The 23,852-nt window shown below is 57.4% G+C and carries 23 protein-coding genes; 12 read left to right on the top strand and 11 right to left on the bottom strand.

The window, feature by feature from the left end; all coding sequences use genetic code 11:
• Positions 1–169 precede the first annotated feature (169 nt).
• The 5 genes from WA411_RS10685 (at position 170) to WA411_RS10705 (ending at position 5,285) form a co-directional block, all read left to right on the top strand.
• Complete coding sequence (locus WA411_RS10685) at positions 170–421, top strand: hypothetical protein (protein WP_069182964.1); 252 nt, start codon at positions 170–172, stop codon at positions 419–421.
• 91 nt (positions 422–512) lie between these two features.
• A complete protein-coding gene (locus WA411_RS10690) occupies positions 513–809 on the top strand; it encodes a hypothetical protein (protein ID WP_291906072.1) in 297 nt (98 codons plus the stop codon).
• A 179-nt stretch (positions 810–988) separates the two neighbouring features.
• Positions 989–2,992 carry a PhoX family protein gene (locus WA411_RS10695; protein WP_291906070.1) on the top strand — a complete coding sequence of 668 codons (2,004 nt, stop codon included), beginning with the start codon at positions 989–991 and terminating at the stop codon, positions 2,990–2,992.
• A 218-nt stretch (positions 2,993–3,210) separates the two neighbouring features.
• Positions 3,211–4,851, top strand: a complete 1,641-nt coding sequence (locus WA411_RS10700; RefSeq protein ID WP_069182967.1) for a methyl-accepting chemotaxis protein — start codon at positions 3,211–3,213, stop codon at positions 4,849–4,851.
• A gap of 68 nt (positions 4,852–4,919) precedes the next feature.
• Positions 4,920–5,285, top strand: coding sequence for a DUF4870 family protein (locus WA411_RS10705; protein WP_069182968.1), 366 nt, complete (start codon positions 4,920–4,922; stop codon positions 5,283–5,285).
• 15 nt (positions 5,286–5,300) lie between these two features.
• On the opposite strand, the gene WA411_RS10710 is transcribed toward WA411_RS10705, so the two are convergent.
• The 5 genes from WA411_RS10710 to WA411_RS10730 all read right to left on the bottom strand — a co-directional run bounded on the left by WA411_RS10710 (position 5,301) and on the right by WA411_RS10730 (position 11,557).
• Positions 5,301–6,614 carry an MFS transporter gene (locus WA411_RS10710; RefSeq protein ID WP_291906672.1) on the bottom strand — a complete coding sequence of 438 codons (1,314 nt, stop codon included), beginning with the start codon at positions 6,612–6,614 and terminating at the stop codon, positions 5,301–5,303.
• An 83-nt stretch (positions 6,615–6,697) separates the two neighbouring features.
• Positions 6,698–7,792, bottom strand: coding sequence for a DUF1513 domain-containing protein (locus tag WA411_RS10715; protein WP_291906068.1), 1,095 nt, complete (start codon positions 7,790–7,792; stop codon positions 6,698–6,700).
• A gap of 16 nt (positions 7,793–7,808) precedes the next feature.
• The gene (locus WA411_RS10720) at positions 7,809–8,843 is read right to left on the bottom strand and encodes an imelysin family protein (RefSeq protein WP_291906066.1); all 1,035 of its coding nucleotides are present in this window, start codon (positions 8,841–8,843) and stop codon (positions 7,809–7,811) included.
• Between the two features lie 9 nt (positions 8,844–8,852).
• Positions 8,853–10,259, bottom strand: a complete 1,407-nt coding sequence (locus WA411_RS10725; protein ID WP_291906064.1) for a di-heme oxidoreductase family protein — start codon at positions 10,257–10,259, stop codon at positions 8,853–8,855.
• 2 nt (positions 10,260–10,261) lie between these two features.
• Entirely contained in the window at positions 10,262–11,557 is a 1,296-nt protein-coding gene (locus WA411_RS10730) for an imelysin family protein (protein WP_291906061.1), read from the bottom strand.
• A 181-nt stretch (positions 11,558–11,738) separates the two neighbouring features.
• Between WA411_RS10730 and WA411_RS10735 the strand changes: the two genes are divergently transcribed.
• On the top strand, positions 11,739–12,578 hold the full coding sequence (locus tag WA411_RS10735; RefSeq protein WP_069182973.1) for a 23S rRNA (adenine(2030)-N(6))-methyltransferase RlmJ: 840 nt from the start codon (positions 11,739–11,741) through the stop codon (positions 12,576–12,578).
• Between the two features lie 9 nt (positions 12,579–12,587).
• Here the strand turns inward: WA411_RS10735 and WA411_RS10740 are convergent, their stop codons facing one another.
• Complete coding sequence (locus WA411_RS10740; RefSeq protein WP_136631600.1) at positions 12,588–13,667, bottom strand: TRAP transporter substrate-binding protein; 1,080 nt, start codon at positions 13,665–13,667, stop codon at positions 12,588–12,590.
• A 168-nt stretch (positions 13,668–13,835) separates the two neighbouring features.
• On the opposite strand from WA411_RS10740, the gene WA411_RS10745 reads away from it, so the two are divergent.
• A complete protein-coding gene (locus tag WA411_RS10745; protein ID WP_222465021.1) occupies positions 13,836–14,741 on the top strand; it encodes a DMT family transporter in 906 nt (301 codons plus the stop codon).
• A 13-nt stretch (positions 14,742–14,754) separates the two neighbouring features.
• Positions 14,755–15,009: a GIY-YIG nuclease family protein gene (locus WA411_RS10750; RefSeq protein WP_291906670.1), complete on the top strand. Its 255-nt coding sequence runs from the start codon at positions 14,755–14,757 to the stop codon at positions 15,007–15,009.
• Here WA411_RS10750 and WA411_RS10755 read toward each other — a convergent pair.
• Positions 14,987–15,880 carry an alpha/beta hydrolase gene (locus tag WA411_RS10755; protein WP_291906057.1) on the bottom strand — a complete coding sequence of 298 codons (894 nt, stop codon included), beginning with the start codon at positions 15,878–15,880 and terminating at the stop codon, positions 14,987–14,989. The two genes, WA411_RS10750 and WA411_RS10755, sit on opposite strands and share 23 nt — an antisense overlap.
• A 77-nt stretch (positions 15,881–15,957) precedes the next feature.
• On the opposite strand from WA411_RS10755, the gene WA411_RS10760 reads away from it, so the two are divergent.
• Together WA411_RS10760 and WA411_RS10765 are read left to right on the top strand one after the other, a co-directional pair.
• On the top strand, positions 15,958–16,965 hold the full coding sequence (locus tag WA411_RS10760) for an alpha/beta hydrolase (protein ID WP_291906055.1): 1,008 nt from the start codon (positions 15,958–15,960) through the stop codon (positions 16,963–16,965).
• A gap of 47 nt (positions 16,966–17,012) precedes the next feature.
• The gene (locus tag WA411_RS10765) at positions 17,013–17,660 is read left to right on the top strand and encodes an OmpA family protein (RefSeq protein ID WP_227549357.1); all 648 of its coding nucleotides are present in this window, start codon (positions 17,013–17,015) and stop codon (positions 17,658–17,660) included.
• Positions 17,661–17,723: 63 nt separating this feature from the next.
• Here WA411_RS10765 and serA read toward each other — a convergent pair whose 3' ends face one another.
• Positions 17,724–18,953, bottom strand: a complete 1,230-nt coding sequence (gene serA, locus WA411_RS10770) for a phosphoglycerate dehydrogenase (protein ID WP_069182980.1) — start codon at positions 18,951–18,953, stop codon at positions 17,724–17,726.
• 190 nt (positions 18,954–19,143) lie between these two features.
• Here serA and WA411_RS10775 point away from each other — a divergent pair, with 190 nt between their 5' ends.
• Positions 19,144–20,547: an FAD-binding oxidoreductase gene (locus tag WA411_RS10775; RefSeq protein ID WP_069182981.1), complete on the top strand. Its 1,404-nt coding sequence runs from the start codon at positions 19,144–19,146 to the stop codon at positions 20,545–20,547.
• The gene (locus tag WA411_RS10780; RefSeq protein WP_291906051.1) at positions 20,547–21,224 is read left to right on the top strand and encodes an SIR2 family NAD-dependent protein deacylase; all 678 of its coding nucleotides are present in this window, start codon (positions 20,547–20,549) and stop codon (positions 21,222–21,224) included. The genes WA411_RS10775 and WA411_RS10780 overlap by 1 nt, the downstream gene beginning before the upstream one ends.
• Before the next feature lie 18 nt (positions 21,225–21,242).
• Here the strand turns inward: WA411_RS10780 and WA411_RS10785 are convergent, their stop codons facing one another.
• From WA411_RS10785 to WA411_RS10795, 3 genes are read right to left on the bottom strand one after another with little or no spacing between them, the layout of a single operon-like run.
• Positions 21,243–22,571, bottom strand: coding sequence for an ABC1 kinase family protein (locus WA411_RS10785; RefSeq protein ID WP_291906049.1), 1,329 nt, complete (start codon positions 22,569–22,571; stop codon positions 21,243–21,245).
• 49 nt (positions 22,572–22,620) lie between these two features.
• Positions 22,621–23,283 carry a fumarylacetoacetate hydrolase family protein gene (locus tag WA411_RS10790; protein ID WP_291906048.1) on the bottom strand — a complete coding sequence of 221 codons (663 nt, stop codon included), beginning with the start codon at positions 23,281–23,283 and terminating at the stop codon, positions 22,621–22,623.
• Positions 23,284–23,306: 23 nt separating this feature from the next.
• Positions 23,307–23,849 (bottom strand): adenine phosphoribosyltransferase, encoded by a 543-nt coding sequence (locus WA411_RS10795; protein WP_069182984.1) that lies wholly within the window; start codon positions 23,847–23,849, stop codon positions 23,307–23,309.
• Positions 23,850–23,852: the final 3 nt, after the last annotated feature.

The raw sequence follows: 23,852 nt of genomic DNA on the forward strand, positions 1-23,852 counted from the left end.
CGGTGCGCGTACCTGAAATTTATGTCGGACAATCTAACAATGCAACGGGCGTCCAGATTCAGACCAAACCTTGGCTCGAAATGACAAATGGCTTTTCTTTGGCACAAACCCCGTTTCTGGGCCAGACTGACATAGACAACAAGAGCTGGATCACAAGGAAGAATCAGCCATGCCAAACTCTTCGTCTGCCACTGCTTCATACTCTGTCCAGGGGATGCTTCGCGAATACCTGTCTACCGGCAGGCTTACCGAGGTGGTCTACCGCGACAGCGCCGGCCAGGTATGTCTTGTCCACGATGTCATTCGCGATCTTTTCAGTCGTGCCGGGCAGGATTTTCTTCTGCTCGGGCGGGGAACCATGCTTCCGTTTGATCATGTGATTACCATTAATGGCCAGGTGCTCTCCGACAGCGCCGGTTAACGAAAGGGTAATCGGCCGGTAATTGTGTTTGTCAGAGTTCACGCCGTACCCTGTGCTCCGTTGTAAATACTTACCAACAGAGGGATATGGTATGAACAAGCTCACACTGAGTGCGCTTTTGATGGTGCTGACACTTGGCCTGGCTGCCTGCAGCTCGGAAGACAACGAAGGCGTGGATGTCGAGCAGGCAGCAGATAACGCCGGAGAAATGATGGAAGATGCGGCGGATTCCACCGAGGAAACCCTGGAAGAAGCCACCGGCCAGGATGAAAGTGCCATGGGCGAGTTGCAGGAAGGTGCAGAGGAAGCCGGCGAAGCCATGGGCGACGCAGCCGAAGAAGCTGGCGACGCTATGGAAGAAGGCTATGAAGAAGCTACCCAGCAGTAACTGAACAGACTGACCGCTCCGCCGCAACAGATTGCACGGAGCGGTCGGTCCCCCGGTTCGAGCGCTTGTAAACTAATGTTAACGAATTTGTCTTTTTAACTTCCGCTTACTGTCATATTTCCCGCCGAAACTGGCCTCTCAACAACATTGACCCGCTGTTCTTTGAGAGAGGCAATAACATGGCTAAGCACGACCTTGATCCCAATTACCTGGATCCCAACTACGAGCCGGTAGTCAACCACACTGAAAACACCCCCTTCCACCAGGTCCTGGCCGCGCGCATGCAGCGCCGCACCCTGATGAAAGGCAGCGTTGGAGCTGCCCTTGCCAGTGTGATGGGCCTGGGCCTGGCAGGTTGTGGCAGCGACAGCAACGACGGCACCACCAGCAGCAATGTTTCCAGCACCGATATCGGCTTCAGGGCGGTACCTACCTCAACGGCTAACGAAGTGGTGGTTCCTGAGGGCTACTCTTCCGAAGCGTTCCTGCCTTGGGGCACGCCCATCACAGGGTCTTACCCTGCCTACAAGCCGGATGGCACCAATACCGGCGCCGAGCAGGAACAGCAGATGGGTATGCACCATGACGGTGTGCATTTCTTCCCCATCGATCTGAAAGCGGGCGGCAACAGCTCCAGTGAAGGTCTGCTCGTGATGAACCACGAGTACATCAACCAGGGCGCTCTGCATGCCAACGGCGCAACCTATGTAAACGATATGCGCCCTGCGGACGAAGTGCGCAAGGAAATCGCAGCACACGGTGTTTCTGTCGTTCACATTAAACGCGACACCAATGGCAAGTGGGACATCGTGTTTGGCAGCCCGTTCAACCGTCGTATTACCGGTAACACCGAAATGGATATCCGTGGCCCGGTTCGTGGCTACAGCAAGCTGATCACCAAGTACAGCCCGGATGCCACCGAGACCCGCGGCACTCTCAACAACTGTGCGATGGGTCCGACGCCCTGGGGAACTTACCTCGCTGCAGAAGAAAACTGGCACGGCTACTTCGCCAATGGCGATGCCACGCAGCCACGTGAGCAGACCCGCCATGGTGTAGGCAGTTCCAGCCGATATGATTGGGAACTGGCGGATAGCGCCGCGGACCAGTACGTTCGATTCAACGTGAGCACGATCGGCGCAACCGCTGCGGATGACTATCGCAACGAGGCCAACACCTACGGCTATATGGTCGAGATCGATCCGTTTACTCCTGAAAGCAAGCCGCAAAAACGCACTGCGTTGGGCCGTTTCGGTCACGAGGGCGTCATCTTCGCACCGGCCAAGGAAGGCGAGCCGGTGGTTTGCTATTCCGGCGATGACTCCCGTTTTGAGTACATCTACAAGTTCGTATCGTCGAAGCCCTACTACGCCGCCACCGCCGGTGGATATCTGTTGGATGAAGGTACTCTGTACGTAGCCCGGTTCAATGACGACGGCTCCGGCGACTGGTTGTCACTGGATCTCGACGACGCGGACTTTGTAGCCAAGGTTGCTGCAGCCGAGGGCACTCAGGTGGGTGATGTCCAGTTTGACGGTTTCGAAAACCAGGCAGACGTTCTTCTGAACACCCGTCTGGCCGCCGATATCGCCGGTGCAACCCCGATGGACCGCCCGGAGTGGGGGGCTGTCGACCCGAATTCGGGCCAGGTATATTTCACGCTGACCAACAACTCCCGCCGGACGGAAGAGCAGGTTAACGCGGCTAACCCGAACGCCAACAACCGCACCGGTCATATCATCCGCTGGAGTGAAGAAGGCAATGACCATACTGCCACCAGCTTCGATTGGGACATCTTCGTCTTTGCGGGTGAGCAGGGTACGGAAACCGTGGTGGATGACGAGGTGATCGTATCCCTGACTGACGACAACATCTTCAACAGCCCGGATGGCCTGTGGTTCGACTACAACGGTCGCCTCTGGATCCAGACCGATGGCTCCGATGCAGCGCCCTACCAGAACAACATGATGCTGGCTGCCAACCCCGAGACCCGCGAAATCAAGCGCTTCTTCGTCGGTCCCGTAGGTTGTGAGGTTACCGGCGTTGTCTCCACTCCTGATGTGAAGACCATGTTCGTCAACATCCAGCACCCCGATGGCAACTGGCCAGATTCCAGTGATCCGCGCCCCCGTGACGCAACCGTCATCGTCACCAAGGACGATGGAGGCGTGATTGGCGCCTGAGCCAACATTGAAGTAATAATCTGAACACCGCAAACCCGGCTGCTCGGTAACAGAGTAAGTCGGGTTTGCGGTTTTTTGTTTCAGAAATGCTATTCCCCGCCGATATGTATATTAAATACACTAAAGTATGAGTTATAAACTCATGTCAATTCTTTAGTCTCCACAATGGCCTTTAATAACAAAATGTTTGCAGAAGCAACGAAAAAGAAGAGGTTTCTATGGGCTTACTGGATCGGGCTTCAATTCTATGGGGGTTGGCGGTTGCCGTTGTTCTTGCGGTCGTCTGTGCAGTGGTGGCGCCTTTGTTAGGTCTGGAACCTGCGTCCACTTTGATCGGGCTCGTCGTCGGCCTTGCGGCCGCTGGCGGTTTCCTCATTGTCCGGGTGTTGGAGCCAACTGAACGGGGCCTCAAGGCTCTCAATGACGGTACCCTGTCTGACAATCATCCGCTGCATGCGCAGTGTCACCAACTGCTTGCCGATGCCAGGGCCGGACGCGCGTTGGTGGAAACCCTGTCTGGAAGCGCCGATAGGAACGCAATATCGGCGGCCCAGGTTTCTTTTGCCGCTGATCAACTGAAGCTCCGGCTCGATCGTCAGGTAGAAGAAACCGCTCAAATGGCCGATTACGCAGGCCAGATTACCGAGACGGTCCGGGAGTCCTCAGAACAGGCCACGGATGCGGCCACTATGGCTTTGCAGAACAAACAGGTCAGCACCGAGGGGCGTGAGGCCCTTGTCTCCGCCATCGACAGCGTCAGGGCAGTGCATCAGCAGTCCGGGGAAAATCTGCGCCTGATCCAGGAGCTGAACGAGAAATCCAACAAGATCCAGGGCGTAACCACCACAATCCAGGGGATCGCTGAACAGACCAACCTGCTTGCTCTCAATGCGGCCATCGAGGCCGCCAGGGCAGGTGATCAGGGGCGCGGTTTCGCGGTGGTTGCCGACGAAGTGCGCCAACTGGCGGGCCGAACAGCCCAGGCGACGGGGGAAGTGGCTGAAACGCTGGAAGAAATACGGTCCGATACCACGTTGATCGTGTCTCGCATTGAAGACCTTGCCCGCAGCATCGAGGAAGGACTCGCCTCGGTTGAGAGCGTGGGCGAGCGATTGGACCAGATCAGTTCCCAGTCGGACCGGGTTCAGCAGCAAGTAGCCCGAATTGCCGAGATCGACCAGAACAACGAGCAGAGTCTGGCCCAGGTGTTCTCCGCCATTGAAACGGTGCGTGACCAGATCTCGGAGAGTGATACCAGCGTTTCTTCACTGGCAGAGCAGGCTGCGACGCTGATGGAACTGGCAGAAAAAGCCAATGCTTCATTCGCCTTGAACAGCGAAGCAAGTTATCACCGGCCCTTTTTCGATCAGGCAAAAGCCGGCGCTGACCAGATTGGCCAGATGTTCGAGCAGGCCATACGGGATGGCAAGCTTTCGGAAAGCGCTCTGTTCGACAAGACGCGGACTCCCATCCCGAACACGCATCCGCCGAAATACTCCAGCAGCTTTGACAAGTTTACTGATCAGTACCTGCCGGCCATTCAGGAACAGGTGAAGAACGCCCATGAGGCCATTGTCTTTGCCATAGCGGCTGCGCCAGACGGGTATGTACCGACCCACAACCGGGATTTCGCACACGCACCAACCGGAGATCCGAAGGTGGATCTGGTTAAAAGCCGAAGCAAGCGGCTGTTCAACGATCGCACGGGTATCCGCTGTGGTCAGCACACCGAGAACATGCTGTTGCAGACCTATCGACGGGATACTGGCGAAATCATGCATGATCTCTCGGTGCCGATCTATGTGAATGGCAAGCATTGGGGCGGTTTCCGCCTGGGCTACCGTCCGGATAATCACTGACCGGGTCGGGATTATCGACTCTAGAGGCTGTGCTAGACTCCAATTGTCCAATCAATAGGAGAGTTGTCTTGGCTGAACCGGAGTTTATACCTGCCGACACGGATCCCGCTTCCCGCCGCAGTGACCCGGCGCGTAACCTGGCGGTGGTGGTCTACATCCTTCAGGCACTGTCTTTCTTCGTGGGAGGCATTACCGGTCTGGTGGGTGTAATTATCAATTACGTGAAGCTGGACGACGTTCGCAATACCTGGGTGGAGCAGCACTTCCGCTGGCAGATCCGCACCTTCTGGATTGGCCTGCTCTGGACGGTGATTGGCATTGTGACCACGCCGATTATTATCGGCTGGTTCATTCTCCTTGGTATTTCTATCTGGATCATCTACCGGATCGTCAAAGGCGCTCTGGCTCTGAACGATGGCAAGGCACCCTCCTGAGGAGGGCGCCCTTGATCAGTCTTCGGTGACTTCCTTCAGGCGGATTGCGCTGAACATCCCTGCCAGCCCCATCAGACCCAGAACAATAATCACTGCTACCTCTGAGATCATCGATACGAGGGCGGTCAGGCCGCCGGTAACCAGCAGAAGAACACCAATGACCGTGTTGCTCACCGCCGTGTAATCGGTGCGTTTGTTGCCGCCTGCCATATCCACCAGATAGGTTTTGCGCCCCAGCCTGACGCCGGCGTGGGCTATGCTCAGAACGAAAAAGGCGACCGGGTAGAACCATACACTGCCGATTTCCGTCCCGATAAACAGCGCGGTAAAGCCGACGAGCAGACACACTCCGCTGGCCATGGCAGCACCAAGTATCATGACTCTACGGCTTGAGGTGTCCGCGGCCCAGCCCCAGAAGCTGGCACTGAGGGAACTGGCCAGACTGCTGGCCAACAGGAAGATGCCCAGCATCCAGCCAATGTCGGACTCCTTCTGTGCAAGCACCACGAAGTAGGGCGACGCCAGGGCCGAGCACAGTAAAAGCGCCCGGGTGATCACGAAGTGTCTGAACGGTGCATCATCGCGGAGCAGGGAAAGGCTTTGGAACGCTTCGGTGATGGCGTTACCGCCACCTCCGGTTTCACCTTCATACTCTTCCACTCCGGCAAACAGGAACCCGGCAATGACCCAGAGAACACCGGCCAGAAGTAGTAGCACGGTATAGAAGGCAATGGTCGGGTCGCCGCGTTCCCAGAACAGGAGGGCGGTCAGCACAACGGTGGCCGTGCCGCCAATGGTAGAGGCCAGTCCGCCAAGTCTCCCCCGGCGGGTTTTCGGAATGCATTTGCCCTGAACATCTTTCATGGATACCGAGCAGAATCCTCGGGCCAGGGAAAACACAATGAGGGCGGCTATGATCCCGGAACCTGCGACATAGCCCTCGAAAAACCAGATGCTCGCCGCCATGGCCACCACACTGGCGGCCTGGCCGAAACTTCCGAGGGTCCAAAACCACTTGCGAACGGGTTTGCGGCGCACCCAGGCTGCGATGACCATTTGTGGAACGAGAGAGCCGGATTCGCGGATCGGAACCAGCCATGCCACCAGCGCAGGAGCACCTATGGCACTCATCAGCCAGGCCAGGACGGTTTTGGGGCTGATGAGGAGATCGCCCAGCTTGGTCAGTACGTTGCTGGCGAGAATCAGGAAGAAATTTCGGGGCACCTCGCGACAGGCTTCCTCCGGAATGTCTTTGCAGACCCGTGCGTCTTCTTCGTTGGCAATCAGGCTGTAAAGCTGGTCGATGGTGTCCTTTCTGCTCTCGGGCAAACCGCTGTCCTCCGGAAAATGAGTCAGAAGGATACCAGTGTGGACCGGCATCCTTAAGTCCGGAGTACGGTGGTTGCCACTAATCAGACCAGATGGTGATCCCAGTAAACAGGAAGATCTGCCAGTTCCCTGGCCGGTGTGGTAGCGCCCATCCGAACCAGCTTGCCCTGGCCGGAGGAGATCAGGAAGTCGCCCCCGGCAAGGGCCTGGACACCGGCGCAATCGGCGATGGAGGCGCGGTTCACCAGTTCACCGGTACTGCCCCTGAAGATAATGGCTGTGCCACCAACAGGTGAGGCAGCAGCAACAAGTTCGTTCTCTGGATGGGCAACGACACTGGCTATGTAGTTGGCCATAGCTTTCTGGGTGTCCGCATCGAATCGGTATTCCCGCAGTGTTCCCTGTTCAAGGCGCGCCAATAGGGGCGGCGTTTCGTACTGCGGTCCCTGATATTGAAAGGCCACGTACACTCGGCCACTCCCGCTGACGCTTACATGGCGGGCACTTTGCTGATGATGGGGCGGCTTGAAACGGCCAACGATTTTGCCGGAATGACGATTCATCAGAAGCAGGGCAGGATCCATGGTATCCAGATTCAGCTTTATACGGTCGTAGTCCGGGTGGGTCAGGATACCCCCGAGTCCGATCACCAGGGTTTCGCCGTCCGGGTGCATGGTCAGCTCGTGGGGACCAATGCCGTTAAGATCGAAGGTATCGGTTCGCTGGTACTCCTTTTCCGCGTCGTATACCGCAATAATGCCTTCGCCCTGTTCGTACCGGCTGGCGGTTACGTATAGCCAGCGGCCATCCAGGGAAAAAACACCGTGGCCGACGAAGTGCTCGCCGGCTGCCGCGTCTATGCGGTGTTTGAAAGCTCCGGTCGTTGTATCGAACACATAAAACGACCATCCGGGGCGACGATCAAAGAAAAGGGTTTCGCCCCTGGCAGGCCGGTTGCACCCGCTGTGGCAGCGTGTTTGAACCGGCGTTTGCCAGAGGACGTTACCGGTGCGATCGAACGCGCTGACGCCAAAGCTGCCATCCGGTAAGCCGATGGCGCCGGCATAGTGGTCTGGTTCGCCCGAGGCTTTTCGCGGAAGCATTGAACAGCCGGTCAGGGCGAGTGCAATACCACCGCCAACGGATGCTTTGAGAAGGGTCCGCCGGTGCAAACGCATAGGAACAGCCGCCTCCTCAGTCGCCATCGCTCGAGTTGAAGCCTCTTACGACGTTGAGAGCAACCGCGGCCTGGTCATTCACCAAAATGGTCAACTGCGAAACGTCCACGTAGAGGCCCTGAAGGACCCGGAATTGGTCTTCTTCGTCGAGCGCCGTTGCCATGGGAAGATAGGCACCAGGAAAGTTTTGCTGAACTTCGTTGAACTGATTACGAATGCGCTCAGCAAGGTGCTTCTCTTCGTTGCCTTCAAGCGCTGTCGTGAGCCCTGGCAAAAAGAACTGGTCCAGGCCATCGACTGTGGCCTCTATGGTCTTCAGTGTTTCGCCGCTGCGCCAGGCGTCCGTGATGTAGGGATTGCGCTTTCCATTCCCGCGCAGACCCATTGGTTGGGCCAGTCGGCGCTCCTCGAGGATCTCCAGTGCGGCCATCCCAGCGCGGACGGTAGTGTCGAAGTACTGTTCGCTCTTCAAGTAGTGAGGCCTGAAGCCCTGCCATCGGGTCATTAATTCGTCGCCGTTGCTCTCTACGTGGGCAGCCACGCCGGTCAGCAGTTCGCAGGTCCGGGGGGCGGGCAGTTTGTTATCCCCGGTATTAAATGTCTGATCGAACAGCAGGTATTCAATCATCGGGAAGCCCTGAACGGCCACGCCGGATTGGCTGATCACCTGCGGAGTGATCGGTTCCTCGTCGCCGGTCAGGTAAGCTGCTTTCCGCGCGACCAGATTCTTCGGGTCGGGCCAGAACTGGAACTGCCAGGAAAGATTGTTGTTTTCGACCGGTCCGAAATCGACAAAGCGCACCCGCTGCCAGGCCAGGAAGGCATCCAGCCAGGCGGCTTCCAGTTGTTCCCGGCTTTGCGGGGCAGGATTCCGGCAGTAGTCCCGGGCGCGTTCAGCCAAAGCGCCCGTTTCTTTTTTCAGCGACTGATAGCCAGTCGCAATGCCCTCATACCATTGCTGGCGGGCCTGGCTGGTGGCATCGCTTGCCCACACCAGGGGCGATGTTGCTGCGAGGATAAATGTGCACAGCAGTCTGGTGATCGGTTGCATGGCTGATCCTCAGAGTGAATTCAGGAAATCAATCAGGGCCGAACGATCCCCGGACGACATCTTGCGGTAGTGTTCGGCGGCGGTCGTTGCCTCACCACCATGCCAGAGCACGGCTTCTTCCAGTGTGCGGGCACGACCGTCGTGCAGGAACCCGGCCTGAGGATTCACTACTTGCGCCAGTCCAATGCCCCACAGCGGGGGTGTTCGCCATTCGCTGCCATTGGCCAGGAATTCATCACGTCCATCCGCCAGAGCTGGGCCCATGTCATGAAGCAGCAGGTCTGTGTAGGGCCAGATAGTCTGATTGCTGAGGTCCGGGCGTTCGGCTACCTCACCCGTCTGGTGTCGGGGAGTATGACAACCAGCGCAGCCAATTTCGTTGAACAGTTTTGCTCCTTGTTGAACCGAACCGGAGTCAAGATTGCGGCGGGCCGGAACGGCGAGGCTCTTGGCATAGAAGGTTACAAAGTTGGCAACCTTATCGCTTACTTCCGGTTCGCCGCCATGGGCAAACCGCTCACAGTTCTGCTCGGGCATGCAGTCGGTTGTGGGTTTCAGGGTCGAGGTCAGGCCCATATCTCCGGCGAAGGCACCCATGCTTTGCTGATGGACATCCGGCTCCGCTGCCTTCCAGCCAAATCGGCCGGGCCGCGTCTGTTCCGTTGCCAGATCCCAGACCTGGTTGAGTTTTCCGGAAATGCCATTGCCGTCGGCATCGTCAGGGTCATGAAGGGCTTGCAGCTTTTCGATGGGGATGGCTTCCAGCAGGCCCATTCCGATCATCTGCGGTGCTACCCGGGGTGAAACCAGCAGGTCGTCGGGCAACGGACCGTAGTTTGGGTTTTCGATGCGATACACAGGTTTGCGCAATTCCACAACAGTGCCGTCCGCCAGGGTCTTTTTCACCGGCGTCCATTCAATGACGAGATCGGCCTCGGGCTTTGCCGCGGGAAGTGCAGCGGTCTGCAACTGGCTGCCGTAGACCAGTGCCGGTTTAAAACCGTGCTTGCGCAGAATTTCGGCGTCCCGTACCGGATCAGCAGGCACTGCCAGCCTCAGAAACAGGGAAACTGGCGGTTCATCAACACCGGGGGGATGTCCGCGACCATCCTTGATGTGGCATCCCTGGCAGGAGTTGGTGTTGAACAGCGGACCAAGGCCATCACGGGCATCGGTGCTCGCCGGTGCCTCGACCCAGGGGTTCCGGAAGAAGCTGTTGCCCACGCTGAAATCCAGACGCTTGGTCATGGACAGATTGCCCTGGGGCAGCGAATAGGCGTTGGTATCTGACTGCTGAACCGTCCCCTCGCCACCGGTGGCGGGAGTGGTCTGAATAGGGTAACCAGCGTGGGTTTGGGCGGAGACGGGTGCGCTGGCAATTGCCAGCGCACCGATCAAGGCGAACGGTATCATCATGCTCAGAACGCGTGACCGGCGTCATCCGGAGACAGGGCTTTGATGCCAAGGTCCCGCGCAGCCTGCTCAATGGATCCGGTCTGGGCGACCAGCGCCATGATAGCGCCGTTGACGATCCGGGTACCTTCGGCGTTCCCCGGTGCGATCATGGTATCGAATGCCATGGGGTTCTCGCTGCTCTCTGCACGAGCCTTCATCAGGGCGAGGGCTTCCATGGACGCATCCAACTGATTGTTCAGGCGCGCATCCAGTTCAGGGTTGCTCTGCTGAACAAGGTCAGACAGAGAGGGTCCAGTCACCAGGCTGCCGTCGACACGACGGTAGGTGCCGGTATAGACATTCTGGATGCCCTGGCCGTTGTAGTAGTGGGAATTGTGGGTATTGTCGCTGAAGCAGTCGTGCTCATCTTCGTAGGAGTTGGCCTCCAGGGCAACCTTCATCCGTTCACCGGCCAGTTCACCCAGGGACAGGGAGCCCATTCCGAACAGCATTTTCTGAACACCTTCATTGGCGTCGGCTGCAGTCAGCTGGGCGCGATAATTGTCGCTGGCACCGGGTGCCCACTGGGCCACCATCCACTCCAGATCAGAGACCAGAAGGTCGGTTACCGCGTCCAGGTATTCCCCGCGACGTTCACAATTGCCATTGGTGCAATCAGCGCCCTCGGCGTAATCCGTAACCGGGCGCTCACCGGCGCCGCTTTCGAAACCGTGCAGATCCTGGCCCCAGAGCAAAAATTCAACTGCATGGTAGCCGGTAGCCACGTTGGCTTCAGATCCGCCTACTTCGTTCAGATCGGCCAGCAGTGCAGGGGAGAGAGAGGCCACATTCAATGTTTCACCGCCCACATTGATGCTTTTGCTCGCGATGATATTGGCGGTGGCCCCGGAGTTGCCCAACTCGTGCTGGTAGCCGTCAGCCTTAACGTAATCGATCAGGCCCTCATCCAGCGGCCAGGCGTTCAGTTGTCCTTCCCAGTCATCGACAATAGCGTTGCCAAACCGGAATACTTCAGTTTGCTGGTAGGGGATTCGCGCGGCGAGCCAGGCTTCTTTTGCGGCTGCAAGGTTCTCTTCGGTCGGGTTGGCAATCAGCCGATCGGTAGCGTCGTCCAGCGCGCGGGCGGTAATCAGGGCATCTTCATAGTTGGCGTGAGCAAGGTCGGCATAGTGTTCAACTACGGAAGCCTTGGTAGCGGGTTCTGGCTTCTCTGAGGCCCAGGGAGTATAAGCGCATCCCGCAGTTAGCATGGCGGCCACTGTTAGCGCCAGTGGGGCCGGACGAAACATGGATTTCATTCCTTTCTCCAGTTTTGGTAATCGTGGTGAAAATGAGAAAAATTAGCGTTCACGATTATGGTTGCCGACTGATGAAAAGGCAAGCGGGAATAGGGGGTGTGACCATGATGCGTGTCTGGTCTCTTGCTCTTGGCAACTGTGATCGGGCTTAATGGCTCCGTTACCAGGGAGCTATTTTTGTATGTTGAGCTATCTACACGCCTTCCACGCCGGCAATTTTGCCGATGTCCAGAAACACAGTTCACTGGCGCTTGCCCTTGCGATGATGCAGTCGAAAACATCCGGCATTGCCTGTTTCGACACCCACGCCGGCAGCGCCATATACGATTTGCGCAGTGAGCGAGCCCGAAAGACAGGAGAGGCTGATTACGGCGTTCAAAAGGTATGGAGCGGAAGAGATAGGCTAAGGTCCGGGGATTGGAAGCCGTTTCTGGACGTGCTGGCAGGATTCAATGCCGGTGACGGAGAGCTCTCTGTTTACCCGGGGTCTCCGGTGTGGTTCCGGCATTTTCTACGGCCCGCGGATGCGCTGACGTTGTTCGAACTCCATCCATCCGAGAGCGAACAGCTGGCGGGATGGGCCGCCGAAGCCCCCGTCCGCGTGCTCAAACAGGATGGCCTGGCCGGCCTTCTGAAGCAGCTGCCACCGAAACAGCCACGGTTGCTGACGCTCATTGATCCTTCCTATGAAATTAAATCTGACTACGTTGAGGTCGCTGAAACCCTGGCAAAGGCTTGGCAAAAGTGCCGTCACGGGGTTTATCTGGTCTGGTATCCGATACTCACGAGCGGATTGCAGCAGCAACTGAAAGAGGCTGTCGGGCGCACCGGCGTGCGCAAGGTGCTGTGTAGCGAAGTGCATCTCAGAAAGCCGCCGGAGCGGGGCATGGTCGGATCGGGCATGCTGGTGGTGAATCCGCCCTGGGGCTTTGATTCCCGTTTATCGGCGATGATGAGTGATGTAGCCGGGCCAGATGTTCTGAATCTGACTCATGATATTGGATGGCTGGTGCCGGAATAGTCCGGCAGTCTACTCCGGCTTATTGGCGTCCAGCTCTTCGATCAGTTGTTGCAAACGCTCGAAAATACGCTGTCCGCTCTCGCCGGTGCGTTCCAGATAGAGGTCACGCACAGGCATGCTGGCTTGCCGAAATGCCTCCCGCTCTGCATCTGTCAGGCGGACAACTTTCAGGTGTCCTTCTTCCAACATTTTTTCCAGCCGGGTCTGATTCAGTTCCTCCTGGGTCTCCCAGGCAATCTGCGCAACATCATTGAGACCGTTATCAAGCCATTGTTGCTGGTTTTCCGGCAACGCGTTGTACCAATCAAGATTTGAGACCACGGAGGCAACGAACTGTGCCGGCCGGGCAAGCGTCATGGTGCTCTGCACTTCATAGAAATCCATTTCCTCGATGGCAAAAACGGGATTGCTCTGGCCATCGATCTTACGTAGCTGAAGGTCGCTGTAGACCTGTGAATAGGGGATCTGACTCGGTTCGGCGCCATAGGCTCGAAAGGCTTCCTCGGCCATGTCGGATGTCATGGTGCGTATCCGCTGGCCATTGAAATCGTCCGGTGTGCGCAGCGCTTTGTTGGCCGTCCAGGCCATCCAGCCCTCTGGCACGAAGCCAAGCAATTTCATGTTCTGGTCGGCATAGGGCTGTTCAAACAGATTAAGGAGTTCCGGACTCGCCAGAAGCTGTCGGGTCACCTCAGCGTCGTCCGGCAGAACATAGTGCAGAGTGAAAAGGCCCACTTCCGGGATGGTGTTGGCCAGGTGCCCGGGAGAGGCGAAGGCAAGACTGACCGAACCGTTCTTGACGAGTTCGGTGAGCTGCGCCGAGGTGCCGAGAGAGCCGTAGGGAAAGATATCGACTTCAATCTTGCCTTCAGAACGCTCTTCTATGCGTTCTTTCAGGGCTTCGGCATAGGCGTGTTGAACGCTACCCTCGATTTCCTCCAGGGCGAAGCGCCAGGTGACGGGGTATTCGGGCGCTTCCGGTGCCTTGGCGGCCTCGGGCCCATGGTCGGTTTGGCTGTCTGAGCAGCCGGCCAGCGCAATGACCAAGGCGATGCTTAATGGCCAGAACCTGATACGGGCAGCGGGCATAACGGGGCTCCAGTTTTCTCAATCCTTTTCGACATTGGTAGACAAGGTAACACAAGAATGCGCCCTGCCGTGGGTAACAGGGTTCGATTGCATTACACTGTCGGCCAAACGATCCCGCGGGTAGAGGAGAAAATCGATGGAGTTCCAGTGGCTGGCAGGAGGCCGTGAATGAAAAACCAGAAGCAGGCGATGCTTTATGGCCTGGGCACGGTGCTATTGTGGTCAACAGTGGCAACCGCTTTCAAGCTGTCGCTCAGGGAGCTGGCGCCCGTTCAGATGCTGTTGATTGCCTGCAGTGCGTCTGTGGTCGTCATGGCCGTCATTCTGATGCTGCAGGGGCGCTGGCATCTGGTGTTTTCTCTCAGTCGCAAACAGTACGCCCAGTCGTTCGGCATGGGGCTGATCAATCCCTGCCTGTACTATTTTTTGTTGTTCGGGGCGTTTGACAGGTTGCCGGCCCAGGAAGCGCAACCGCTGAATTACACCTGGGCGCTGGTATTGGCCTACATGTCGGTGCCTTTTCTTGGGCACCGGCTGCGCAAGCTGGATATTGTGGCAGGCCTGATCTGTTATGCCGGCGTAGTGGTCATTGCCACCCGTGGAGCGGTGACTTCGCTGAGTTTCGAGGACCCTCTGGGTGTTTCTCTCGCCCTTGGTAGCACCGTGGTCTGGGCGTCCTACTGGATTATTGCCACCCGGGATACCCGCGATCCGGTGGTTGGCCTGTTCCTGAATTTTCTGTGTGGGCTCCCGGTGATTCTGCTGATCTGTTGGTGGACAGAGGGCCTGAATTTCGCTTCGGGAACGTCGCTTGCCGCTGCGGTTTACGTTGGCGTTTTCGAGATGGGCATTGCCTTTGTGCTCTGGTCCTACGCCATGAAGAAGGCAGAGAACACGTCGAAAGTCAGCAATCTGATTTTCATCTCTCCTTTCCTGTCACTGGTGTTCATCTATTTCATTCTGGGGGAGCATATTCTGCCCTCCACCTACATTGGCCTGGTTCTTATCATGATGGGGCTCTGGATCCAGCAGAAAAAAGTCAAAGACAGGGAAGAGGCATTAAATCTTGGCTAGCTGGTTTGTCTACATGGTTCGAACCGCCAGTGGAGCGCTCTACACCGGAATAACGACCGACGTTGAACGACGTTTCCGCGAACACCAGGCGGGCGCGCCCAGGGGCGCCCGTAGTCTGAGGGGAAAGGGGCCACTGGAACTGGTCTTCAGCGCCGCCGCTGGCGACAGAAGCCAGGCTGCCCGTCTGGAGTGGCACATCAAGCAGTGGCCCCGGCTAAGGAAAGAGGCCCTTGTCCGGGGTGAACTCAGCCTGCCAGATGACGTTTGATGTGTTCGCCAGCGGTTTCCATCGCCTTTGTGGCCCTGTCGAGCTGACCGCTGTGCACCTGAAAAACGTGCCAGAGGCTGTTGTATATCTCCAGGCGGGCTTCCACATCCTGACGGTTTGCCGCTTCGGCCAGCCGCTCGGCATCATTCAACAGAATCTCCTGGCTACCCACCTGGATCAGCAGGGGCGGAAGGCCGCTCAGGTCGCCGAATACCGGTGAGATAAGCGGATTGCTCAGGGACTCCTTTCCGGCATAGAGCTTTGCTACCTTACTGGTCCAGCTTGGCTGGAGTACCGGCTCACATTCGGGTTCATAGAGTTGATCCTGAGTGAGGTCTACCCAGGGTGAAAATACTGTTAGCGATGCCGGAAGGGACTGCTGCTTGTCGCGTAGCCGCATGGCCAGGGCAACGGCGAGGCCGCCGCCGGCGGAATCCCCTGCGACAGCGATCTGCTCCGGCTTGAGGCCCTGCTCCAGCAGGCCGTTCCAGCAAGCTTCCGCATCGTCCAGAGCTGCGGGAAAGGGGAACTCGGGTGCCAGCCGGTAATCAGGCGTAACAATGCTGCAATTGCTGGTTTTTGCCAGGTGCCCGGTTATGCCGCGGTGGGTACTCGAAGAACCAATGATATAGCCACCGCCGTGCAGATAGAGAACAGCGCCGTGCGGCTTGATGCTGAAACTGGTTCGGGTAACGGGAATACCGCCAACCGTGGTGGCTTCGAATTTTGCACCCTTGGGCGGTATCGAACTCCTGTAAGCCTGGCGCACAATGCGTCGCTGAAGCGGAACCGGCACCGTCGGGTTGAGAACCGGTCTTACCAGCCGGTTCATGGTCTGGCGCAACGCACTCTCCAGAAGGTGTTGCAACATCTGTGTCTTTCCCCTGCTATGGGTTAGGATTGGAGGCCAAAATTTATAATCTATTCATGACAGGCGTTTAACTCTACGTGTACTGGAAAACAGATACCATAGAAATACCGGATTGGGACAGGCACTCGCTTCTGGACAGGCTCGAACCCTTCGATCCGGCCTGCGCGCGGGATCTCAGCGACGAAATGGTCGCCTACTGCCGCTTTTACGGTCTGGATCTCTGGGTGGAGCACCCGGACGTTGCTTACCATCAGGGGTACGTCAACGCGTGTGATCACGAGGTCATGGTGCATTATTTCCGGTTGCCGGAGCAGGCAGGTGAACGCGGCACAGTGTTTATTATGCATGGTTACTTCGATCATGTTGGGCTTTACAGCCAGTTGATTGACCGCTGTCTGGGCGCCGGCTTTGATGTGCTGGCTTATGATCAACCGGGACATGGTCTTTCCAGCGGCACGCCGGCGGCGATTGGAAGTTTTCTCGAATACCAGGGTGTCTTGACAGATGTGATGGCCAAGGTCAGAGACAAGGTACGCCAGCCCTGGTTTGCGGTGGGCCAGAGCACCGGTGGCGCGATCCTGATCGACTATCTGTTGTCCAATCAGCACAATCAGCAGACCTCGGATTTTCGGAAAGTAGTGCTGCTGGCGCCACTGGTAAGGCCGGCGGGCTGGTTAGGAGCCAAGGTACTCCATAGCATCGCCAAACCGTTCATTTCCCGCTGGCGCCGGGTGTTTGCGGAGAACAGCGGTAATAGCCGTTTTCTGAGGTTTCTGCGTGAACACGATCCGCTCCAGGCCAGGGCGGTACACGTAGATTGGGTGAGTGCGTTGCGAAAGTGGGTGCCCCATATCGAATCGGCCCGGCCTGTCGACTTTCCAGTGACCGTCGTGCAAGGTGAAAAGGACCTGACAGTCGATTGGCAACATAATTTGCGCATTATCCGGAATAAATTTTCGGCGGTGGAGGAACTGAAAATCCCTGACGGACGTCATCATCTTGTGAACGAAGCTCAGGATTTACAGGCAACCGTATTCAATACCATCATTGATACATTCACGAATTCGGCAAAGAGGACCCGTTGAATCGGGTTTGCTGAAGAAACCAGGCACAGGAGAAAGCTGTGAAGAAGATGATTTTTGCATTTGCAGTGGCAACGTTTGGTCTTGGTGGTTGTATGACCTATGACCCGTACACCGGCGAAGAGAAAACGTCGAATGCGACCAAAGGAAGCATTATTGGCGCGATTGGCGGTGCGGCAATCGGTGCCGCAACTTCCAGTAAGAGTGATCGGGGAAAAGGCGCCCTGATTGGCGCGGCCAGTGGTGCTGCTATCGGCGGTGGCGTTGGTTACTACATGGATAAGCAGGAAGCCGAGCTGCGTCGCAAGCTGGAGGGTTCCGGTGTTCGCGTCGTGCGTAACGGCGACGAGATCGAACTGATCATGCCGGGCAACATCACCTTTGATCTGAATGAATCGACGATCAAGCCTTCATTCAGCGGCACTCTCGAGTCAGTTGCCCTGGTGCTGAAGGAATTCGACAAAACGATTATTCAGATTGAAGGCCATACCGACAGCTCTGGTTCGGACAGCTACAACCAGCTGCTCAGTGAGCGTCGCGCATCCTCAGTACGTGACTTCCTGCTGAATCAGGGCATTGAGCCCAAGCGTACCCGTGCTGTGGGGTATGGTGAGCGCTACCCTGTGGCCTCCAACGATACCCCGGCCGGTCGTGAGCAGAACCGTCGCGTTGAGCTGACGCTCGTGCCCATGCAGTAAGTCGCTGTTCTAAGGCCATAAAAAACCGGAGCAAATGCTCCGGTTTTTGTCTCAGGCCATGAATCAGAACAGGACGCGGCAGCGAATCGTTCCCTTCACTTTGAGCAGCTTTTCCAGCGCCAGCTCGCCGTATTCTTTGTTCACATCCACAACCACGTAACCAATGTCTTCCTTGGTTTGCAGGTACTGACCGCAGACGTTGATGCCGTTCTCCGAGAATACCTGGTTGATTTCGGACATCACGCCCGGCACGTTCTCGTGGATGTGCAGCAGGCGGTGCTGGTTGGGGTGTGACGGCAGGGCCACTTCCGGGAAGTTCACGGACGAAACAGACGTGCCGTTGTCGCTGTACATGGCCAGTTTTTCCGCCACTTCCCGACCGATGTTCTCCTGGGCTTCGATGGTGGAGCCGCCCACGTGCGGGGTCAGGATCACGTTATCGAATTCCCGTAGCGGAGACACAAACTCCTCATCGTTGGATTTGGGTTCCACCGGGAATACATCGATGGCGGCGCCCAGCAGTTTGCCACTGCGCAGAGCGTCGGCCAGGGCATCAATGTCGACAACCGTGCCACGGGAGGCATTCATCAGAATGCTGCCGGGCTTCATCTGGGCAAACTGCTCGGCCTTGAACATGTACTTGGTGGCCGGTGTTTCCGGCACGTGCAGGCTGACCACGTCGGCAATGTTGAGCAGCTCCTGGAGCGTGCCCACCTGAGTGGCGTTACCGATCGACAGCTTTGACACTACATCGTAGAAATACACATCCATGCCCAGGCCCTCGGCCAGGACACTGAACTGGGTGCCGATGTTGCCGTAGCCGATGATGCCCAGCTTCTTGCCGCGGATTTCGTAGCTGTCCTTGGCGGACTTCAGCCATTCGCCGCGATGGGCTTTGGCGTTTTTCTCTGGAACACCACGCAGGAGCAGGATGGCCTGGGCCAGAACCAGTTCGGCAACGCTCCGGGTGTTGGAGAAGGGCGCGTTGAATACGGCAATGCCGCGCCGGGTGGCTGCCTGGAGATCCACCTGGTTGGTACCGATACAGAAACAACCCACGGCCACCAGCTTGTTGGCGGCTTCAAATACTTTCTCTGTCAGCTGGGTGCGCGAGCGGATACCGATGAAGTGCGCATCGGCAATTTTCTCAATCAGCTCTTCCTCGGCCAGCGAGTGAGACAGGTACTCGATGTTGGTATAGCCCGCAGCGTTCAGGGTATCAATGGCAGATTGATGGACGCCTTCCAGCAGCAGGATACGGATTTTGCTCTTCTCAAGAGACGTATTTGACATGGGCTTGCTTCCGAACCTTTCGTCACGTGAAATGACCTGTGGCCAGTGATCGTCGGGGCTGGCTCACAGAACAGGGCCGGTATGATACCATAAACGCAGATTTTCACAGCGCGCCGGTTTGCCTGAATCAACTGTCTGTGACTCCTGTTGCAGGATGCTCCGGCCGAAACCTGACGAGACCGAATAGCCCATGAATTCTGAACAGATCATTGCTTCCCTCAAAGACCTGATGGCTACTGGCGATGCACCCGGCAAGGTGCTGACCGACCCGGCAGATCTGGATACCTATGGCAAGGACTGGACCAAGATCTACCCACCCAAACCTTTGGCGATTGCCTTGCCCAAAACCACTGAGCAGGTGCAGGCGCTGGTGAAGTTCGCCAATGAGAATCAGGTGGCGCTGGTGCCTTCCGGCGGCCGGACAGGTCTGAGTGCCGGTGCCGTGGCCGCCAATGGTGAAGTGGTTGTGGCGTTCGACAACATGAACCAGATCCTGGATTTCAACGCCAGTGATCGAGTGGTTCGCTGTCAGGCGGGCGTTGTGACCGAGCAGCTCCAGAATTTTGCTGAAGAAAATGATCTGTATTACCCGGTAGATTTTGCCTCCGCCGGTTCCAGCCAACTGGGGGGCAACCTCTCCACCAACGCCGGCGGTATCAAAGTGATCCGTTATGGCATGAGCCGGGACTGGGTGGCCGGGCTCAAGGTAGTCACTGGCAAGGGCGATATCTTGGATCTGAACAAGGACCTGGAAAAGAACAATACCGGCTACGATTTGCGTCATCTGTTTATTGGTGCTGAGGGGACACTGGGCTTTATCACGGAAGCGACCATGAAGCTGTCCCGCAAGCCGGATAACCTGACCGTACTGGTGTTGGGGTTGAACGACCTGACCAACACCATGGACGTGCTGCAGACTTTCCAGAAAAAGATCGACCTCACCGCCTATGAGTTTTTCTCTCATCAGGCCATGGGGCACGTGCTGGCCCATGGCCAGGTGCAGGCGCCGTTTGAAACCGAAGCGCCTTACTACGCTTTGCTGGAGTTCGAGTCTGTCTCCGACCAGGTGATGGACGACGCCATGACGCTGTTCGAGCAATGTGTGGAGAACGGCTGGGTGCTCGATGGTGTGATCAGCCAGAGCGAAACCCAGGCCCAGAACCTGTGGCAGTTGCGCGAGCGCATCTCCGAATCCATCGCGCCCCGCACGCCCTACAAGAATGACATCTCCGTGGTGGTCTCCAAGGTGCCGGGTTTCCTGCAGGAAATCGACGCCGTGGTTACCGAGCACTATCCGGATTTCGAGATTATCTGGTTCGGGCACATCGGCGATGGCAACCTGCATCTCAATATCCTCAAGCCGGAAGATATGGCCAACGAGGACTTTTTCGAAAAGTGCCAGCAGGTTAACAAATGGGTGTTCGAGATTGTCGAGCGCTACCAGGGCAGTGTGTCAGCCGAGCACGGTGTGGGTATGACCAAGAAGCCCTATCTTCAATATACACGCAGTGAGGCGGAGATCGCTTACCTGAGAGGTATTAAAAAGGTATTCGATCCCAACGGCATCATGAACCCAGGCAAGATTTTCGACTGATGCAGGACCACATCGTTGTACTGACAGGCGCAGGTATCAGCGCCGAGAGCGGCCTCTCCACATTCCGTGACAACGGCGGGCTGTGGGAGCAGCACAGTGTGTACGATGTGGCCACGCCCGAGGCGTTTGCCCGGAATCAGGAGCTGGTGCTGAGGTTCTACAACGACCGCCGGCGCCAGCTGGAATCCGCCCAGCCCAACCGGGCCCATCGCCTGCTGGCAGAGTTGGAAAAGCGGTACCGGGTAACGGTGATCACCCAGAACGTGGACGATCTCCACGAACGGGGTGGCGCCAGCAACGTCATTCATCTTCACGGCGAGCTCACCAAGGCTCGCAGTTCAAGGTATCCGGAGCTGGTTTACGACATTGGTTATCGTGATATCAATCCGGGCGACACCTGCGACCGCGGCGCCCAGCTTCGCCCCCATATCGTCTGGTTCGGTGAGGAAGTTCCCATGTTGGAAAAGGCCGCCGACATTGTGCGCACCGCCGATCATCTGCTGATCGTCGGGACGTCGCTCCAGGTCTATCCGGCGGCGGGGCTGGTGTATGAGGTGGACATGGATGTGCCCATCACGGTCGTCGACCCGGGAGAGCCCGCTTCAGTGTCCCGTGCCCGGGTCATTCGCAAGGGGGCTGCCGAGGGTGTGGCCGAGTGGGTTGATGGCCTGAAGTAATTCTCCATTTCTCGAGGCTCATCCTGGCGCAGCGGTCTCTGAAGCCTTAAGGTATTTCTCGAGCTCTGACCGAAATGCCGCCTGAACCCCCAGTCTTTTCAGCATCCAGTAGTGGCCAGCAATCATTCGGTCAATGAAAATGCTCTCCACAGGTGGTTTGAAATAGTCGAGGTATTTAAACACCGTGCTGGTTTTTTCGGCGACGCGTTTATGAATGTCGGCTTCCGCGAAATCGTATGGTTGGTCGCGCTGCTCAAAAGGCACCACGAGTATGTCCCGCCACATCGCGTAATACGCTTCATCCACGGCTGGCTGGCTTCCCACCCGCGCGCCAAGGTCGATCAGGTAGCGGTCCAGGGCCTCATAGTCTTCATCAAGCGCGGCCACGAGGGCGTTGCGGTAGGCTTCGACGATCTCCGGCTTGAGTTTTTTCACGCAGCCGAAGTCGTACATGATGATGGAGCCGTCCGGTCGGTAGGCGAAGTTGCCGGCGTGGGGATCGCCGTGGATGCACTGGAACCGGAATAGCTGGTCCGCCATGAGGGTGAAGATGCGATGGCCGATCAGGTTGACGGTGTCCTGATCGTATTGCTCCCGGGTGACCTTGCTGACGTGATCGCCCTCCACCAGTTCCATGGTCAGCACCCGCCGGGTGGAATGGCCGGGAATGACCGCCGGGATCAGGACCCAGGGCTGTTGTTCGTGGAACTTGCGGAACAGCTCGATGTTCCGGGCCTCGTTTTCGTAATCCAGCTCTTCTTTCAGGCGTTCCCGGATTTCTGCGAACAGCTTGTCCACGGATTCCTTTGGCATTTTCAGCAGGCCGCCGAGTTTGAGCGTCATTCTCAGCTGTTTCAGGTCCGAGTCGCAGGATTCGTCTACGCCGGGATACTGGACCTTGACGATCACATCGGTGCCATCGTGCAGGCGGGCACGGTGCACCTGACCGATGGATGCGGCCGCGTAAGGCTTTTCCTGGAGGTACTCGAACAATTCGGAGACCGGCTTCCCGAGCTCGGATTCGATCTGCTCCACGATCACCTCGAACGGCATTGGTGGCGCTTCTTTCTGCAGCTTTTCCAGGGCTTCCGAGAATTCCCGGGGCAGAAAATCCTGCGTCTGGGAGGCAATCTGACCGACCTTCATCACGGCACCCTTGAGCTCCCCGAGGGTGTCGGCTATCTGCCCGGCCATGCGGGTATAGCTTTCACTCTGGGCGCCCTCGTCGTTCTCCGAGCGAAAAAGCCTGCGAGCACGCTGGCCCGCATACTGGCCTGCCACGGAAGCAGTCATGCCAGCGAGCTTGAAGAAGCGACCACGTCGGGAGGTAACCGGTTTCTTTGCCATAAATACCATTACGCCTTTGACCGGATTTGGGTTTAGCCGGTCCTGCACGTTAAACCACTTTGGTCTCCACGAACAGCAGGTCTTCCAGTTCAAGTGACAGGGTCTGGCCGGAGACCAACGGGCCAACGCCCTTTGGTGTACCCGTAAGCACGACATCGCCGGGAAGCAGGCTGAACTGGCCGCTCATGTGGGCAATTAACGGCACAATGGGATTCAGCATATCCCTGGTGTTACCGGTTTGCTGGCGGCGCCCGTCGATATCCAGGGTAAAGTGAATGTTGTCCACGGCGAGTTTGTCAGCCGAGATGAACGGTGACAGGGGACAGGCTCCATCGAACCCCTTGGCGCGCTCCCATGGCTGCCCTTTCTCTTTGAGCCGGGTTTGCAGATCCCGGAGGGTCAGGTCCAGCGCCAGGCCATACCCGAGTATTGCGGCTTCGGCCTGGCTGGCGGATGCGTTGGTCAGAGGGCGGCCAATGAGAACGGCCAGTTCGGTTTCATAGTGGACCTCCCCCTGGTCTGCCGGAATTCTCAGGGGGCGGGTGATATGGACGGCCGAGGTGGAGGGTTTGATGAACAGCAGGGGCTCGTCGGGCACCGGGTTGTTCAGTTCCTTTGCATGCTCCGCGTAGTTGCGGCCAACACAGACGATCTTGCCTAACGGCAGGTGAATCGAAGTGCCGTCTTTCCAGTGATGTTGGTAATCCGGCATGGCTGCCCCCTGTCCACGTTCGGTTAATCCCCTTCAAACGAGCAGACAGTATAAACCTGAAGACCCTCTTCCTGAAGCTTGCGGGAGCCGCCGAGATCCGGGAGATCAATCATGGCGGCCACTTCCACAATTTCGGCGCCGATCCGGCGGATCAGCCGGGCCGCGGCCAGCATGGTGCCACCGGTGGCAATCAGGTCGTCCACCAGTACCACATTATCGCCCGGCTTGAAGGCATCTTTGTGCAGCTCGACGGAGGCGGTGCCGTACTCGAGCTCGTAGTCTTCCACCAGGGTATCGAATGGCAGTTTGCCCTTCTTTCGCACCAGTACCAGGGACGCGTTGAGCTCGTAGGCCAGTGCTGAGCCGATGATGAAACCGCGCGCGTCCACCGCTGCCACCGCATCAATCTTGTGGCCGTGATAGCGGTGTACGAAGGCATCAATCAGCTTCCGGAATGCGGTCTTGTCCTGCAGTACCGTGGTGATATCACGAAAGGCTACGCCGGGCTTTGGCCAGTCCGGCACCGTACGAATCGCCTTCTTGATGCTCTCAGAAAAATAATCCATAAA

Origin of the sequence: Marinobacter sp. CH_CUG1437-1 (assembly GCF_037029655.1) — a bacterium.
In the GTDB taxonomy this organism is placed as follows: domain Bacteria; phylum Pseudomonadota; class Gammaproteobacteria; order Pseudomonadales; family Oleiphilaceae; genus Marinobacter; species Marinobacter salsuginis.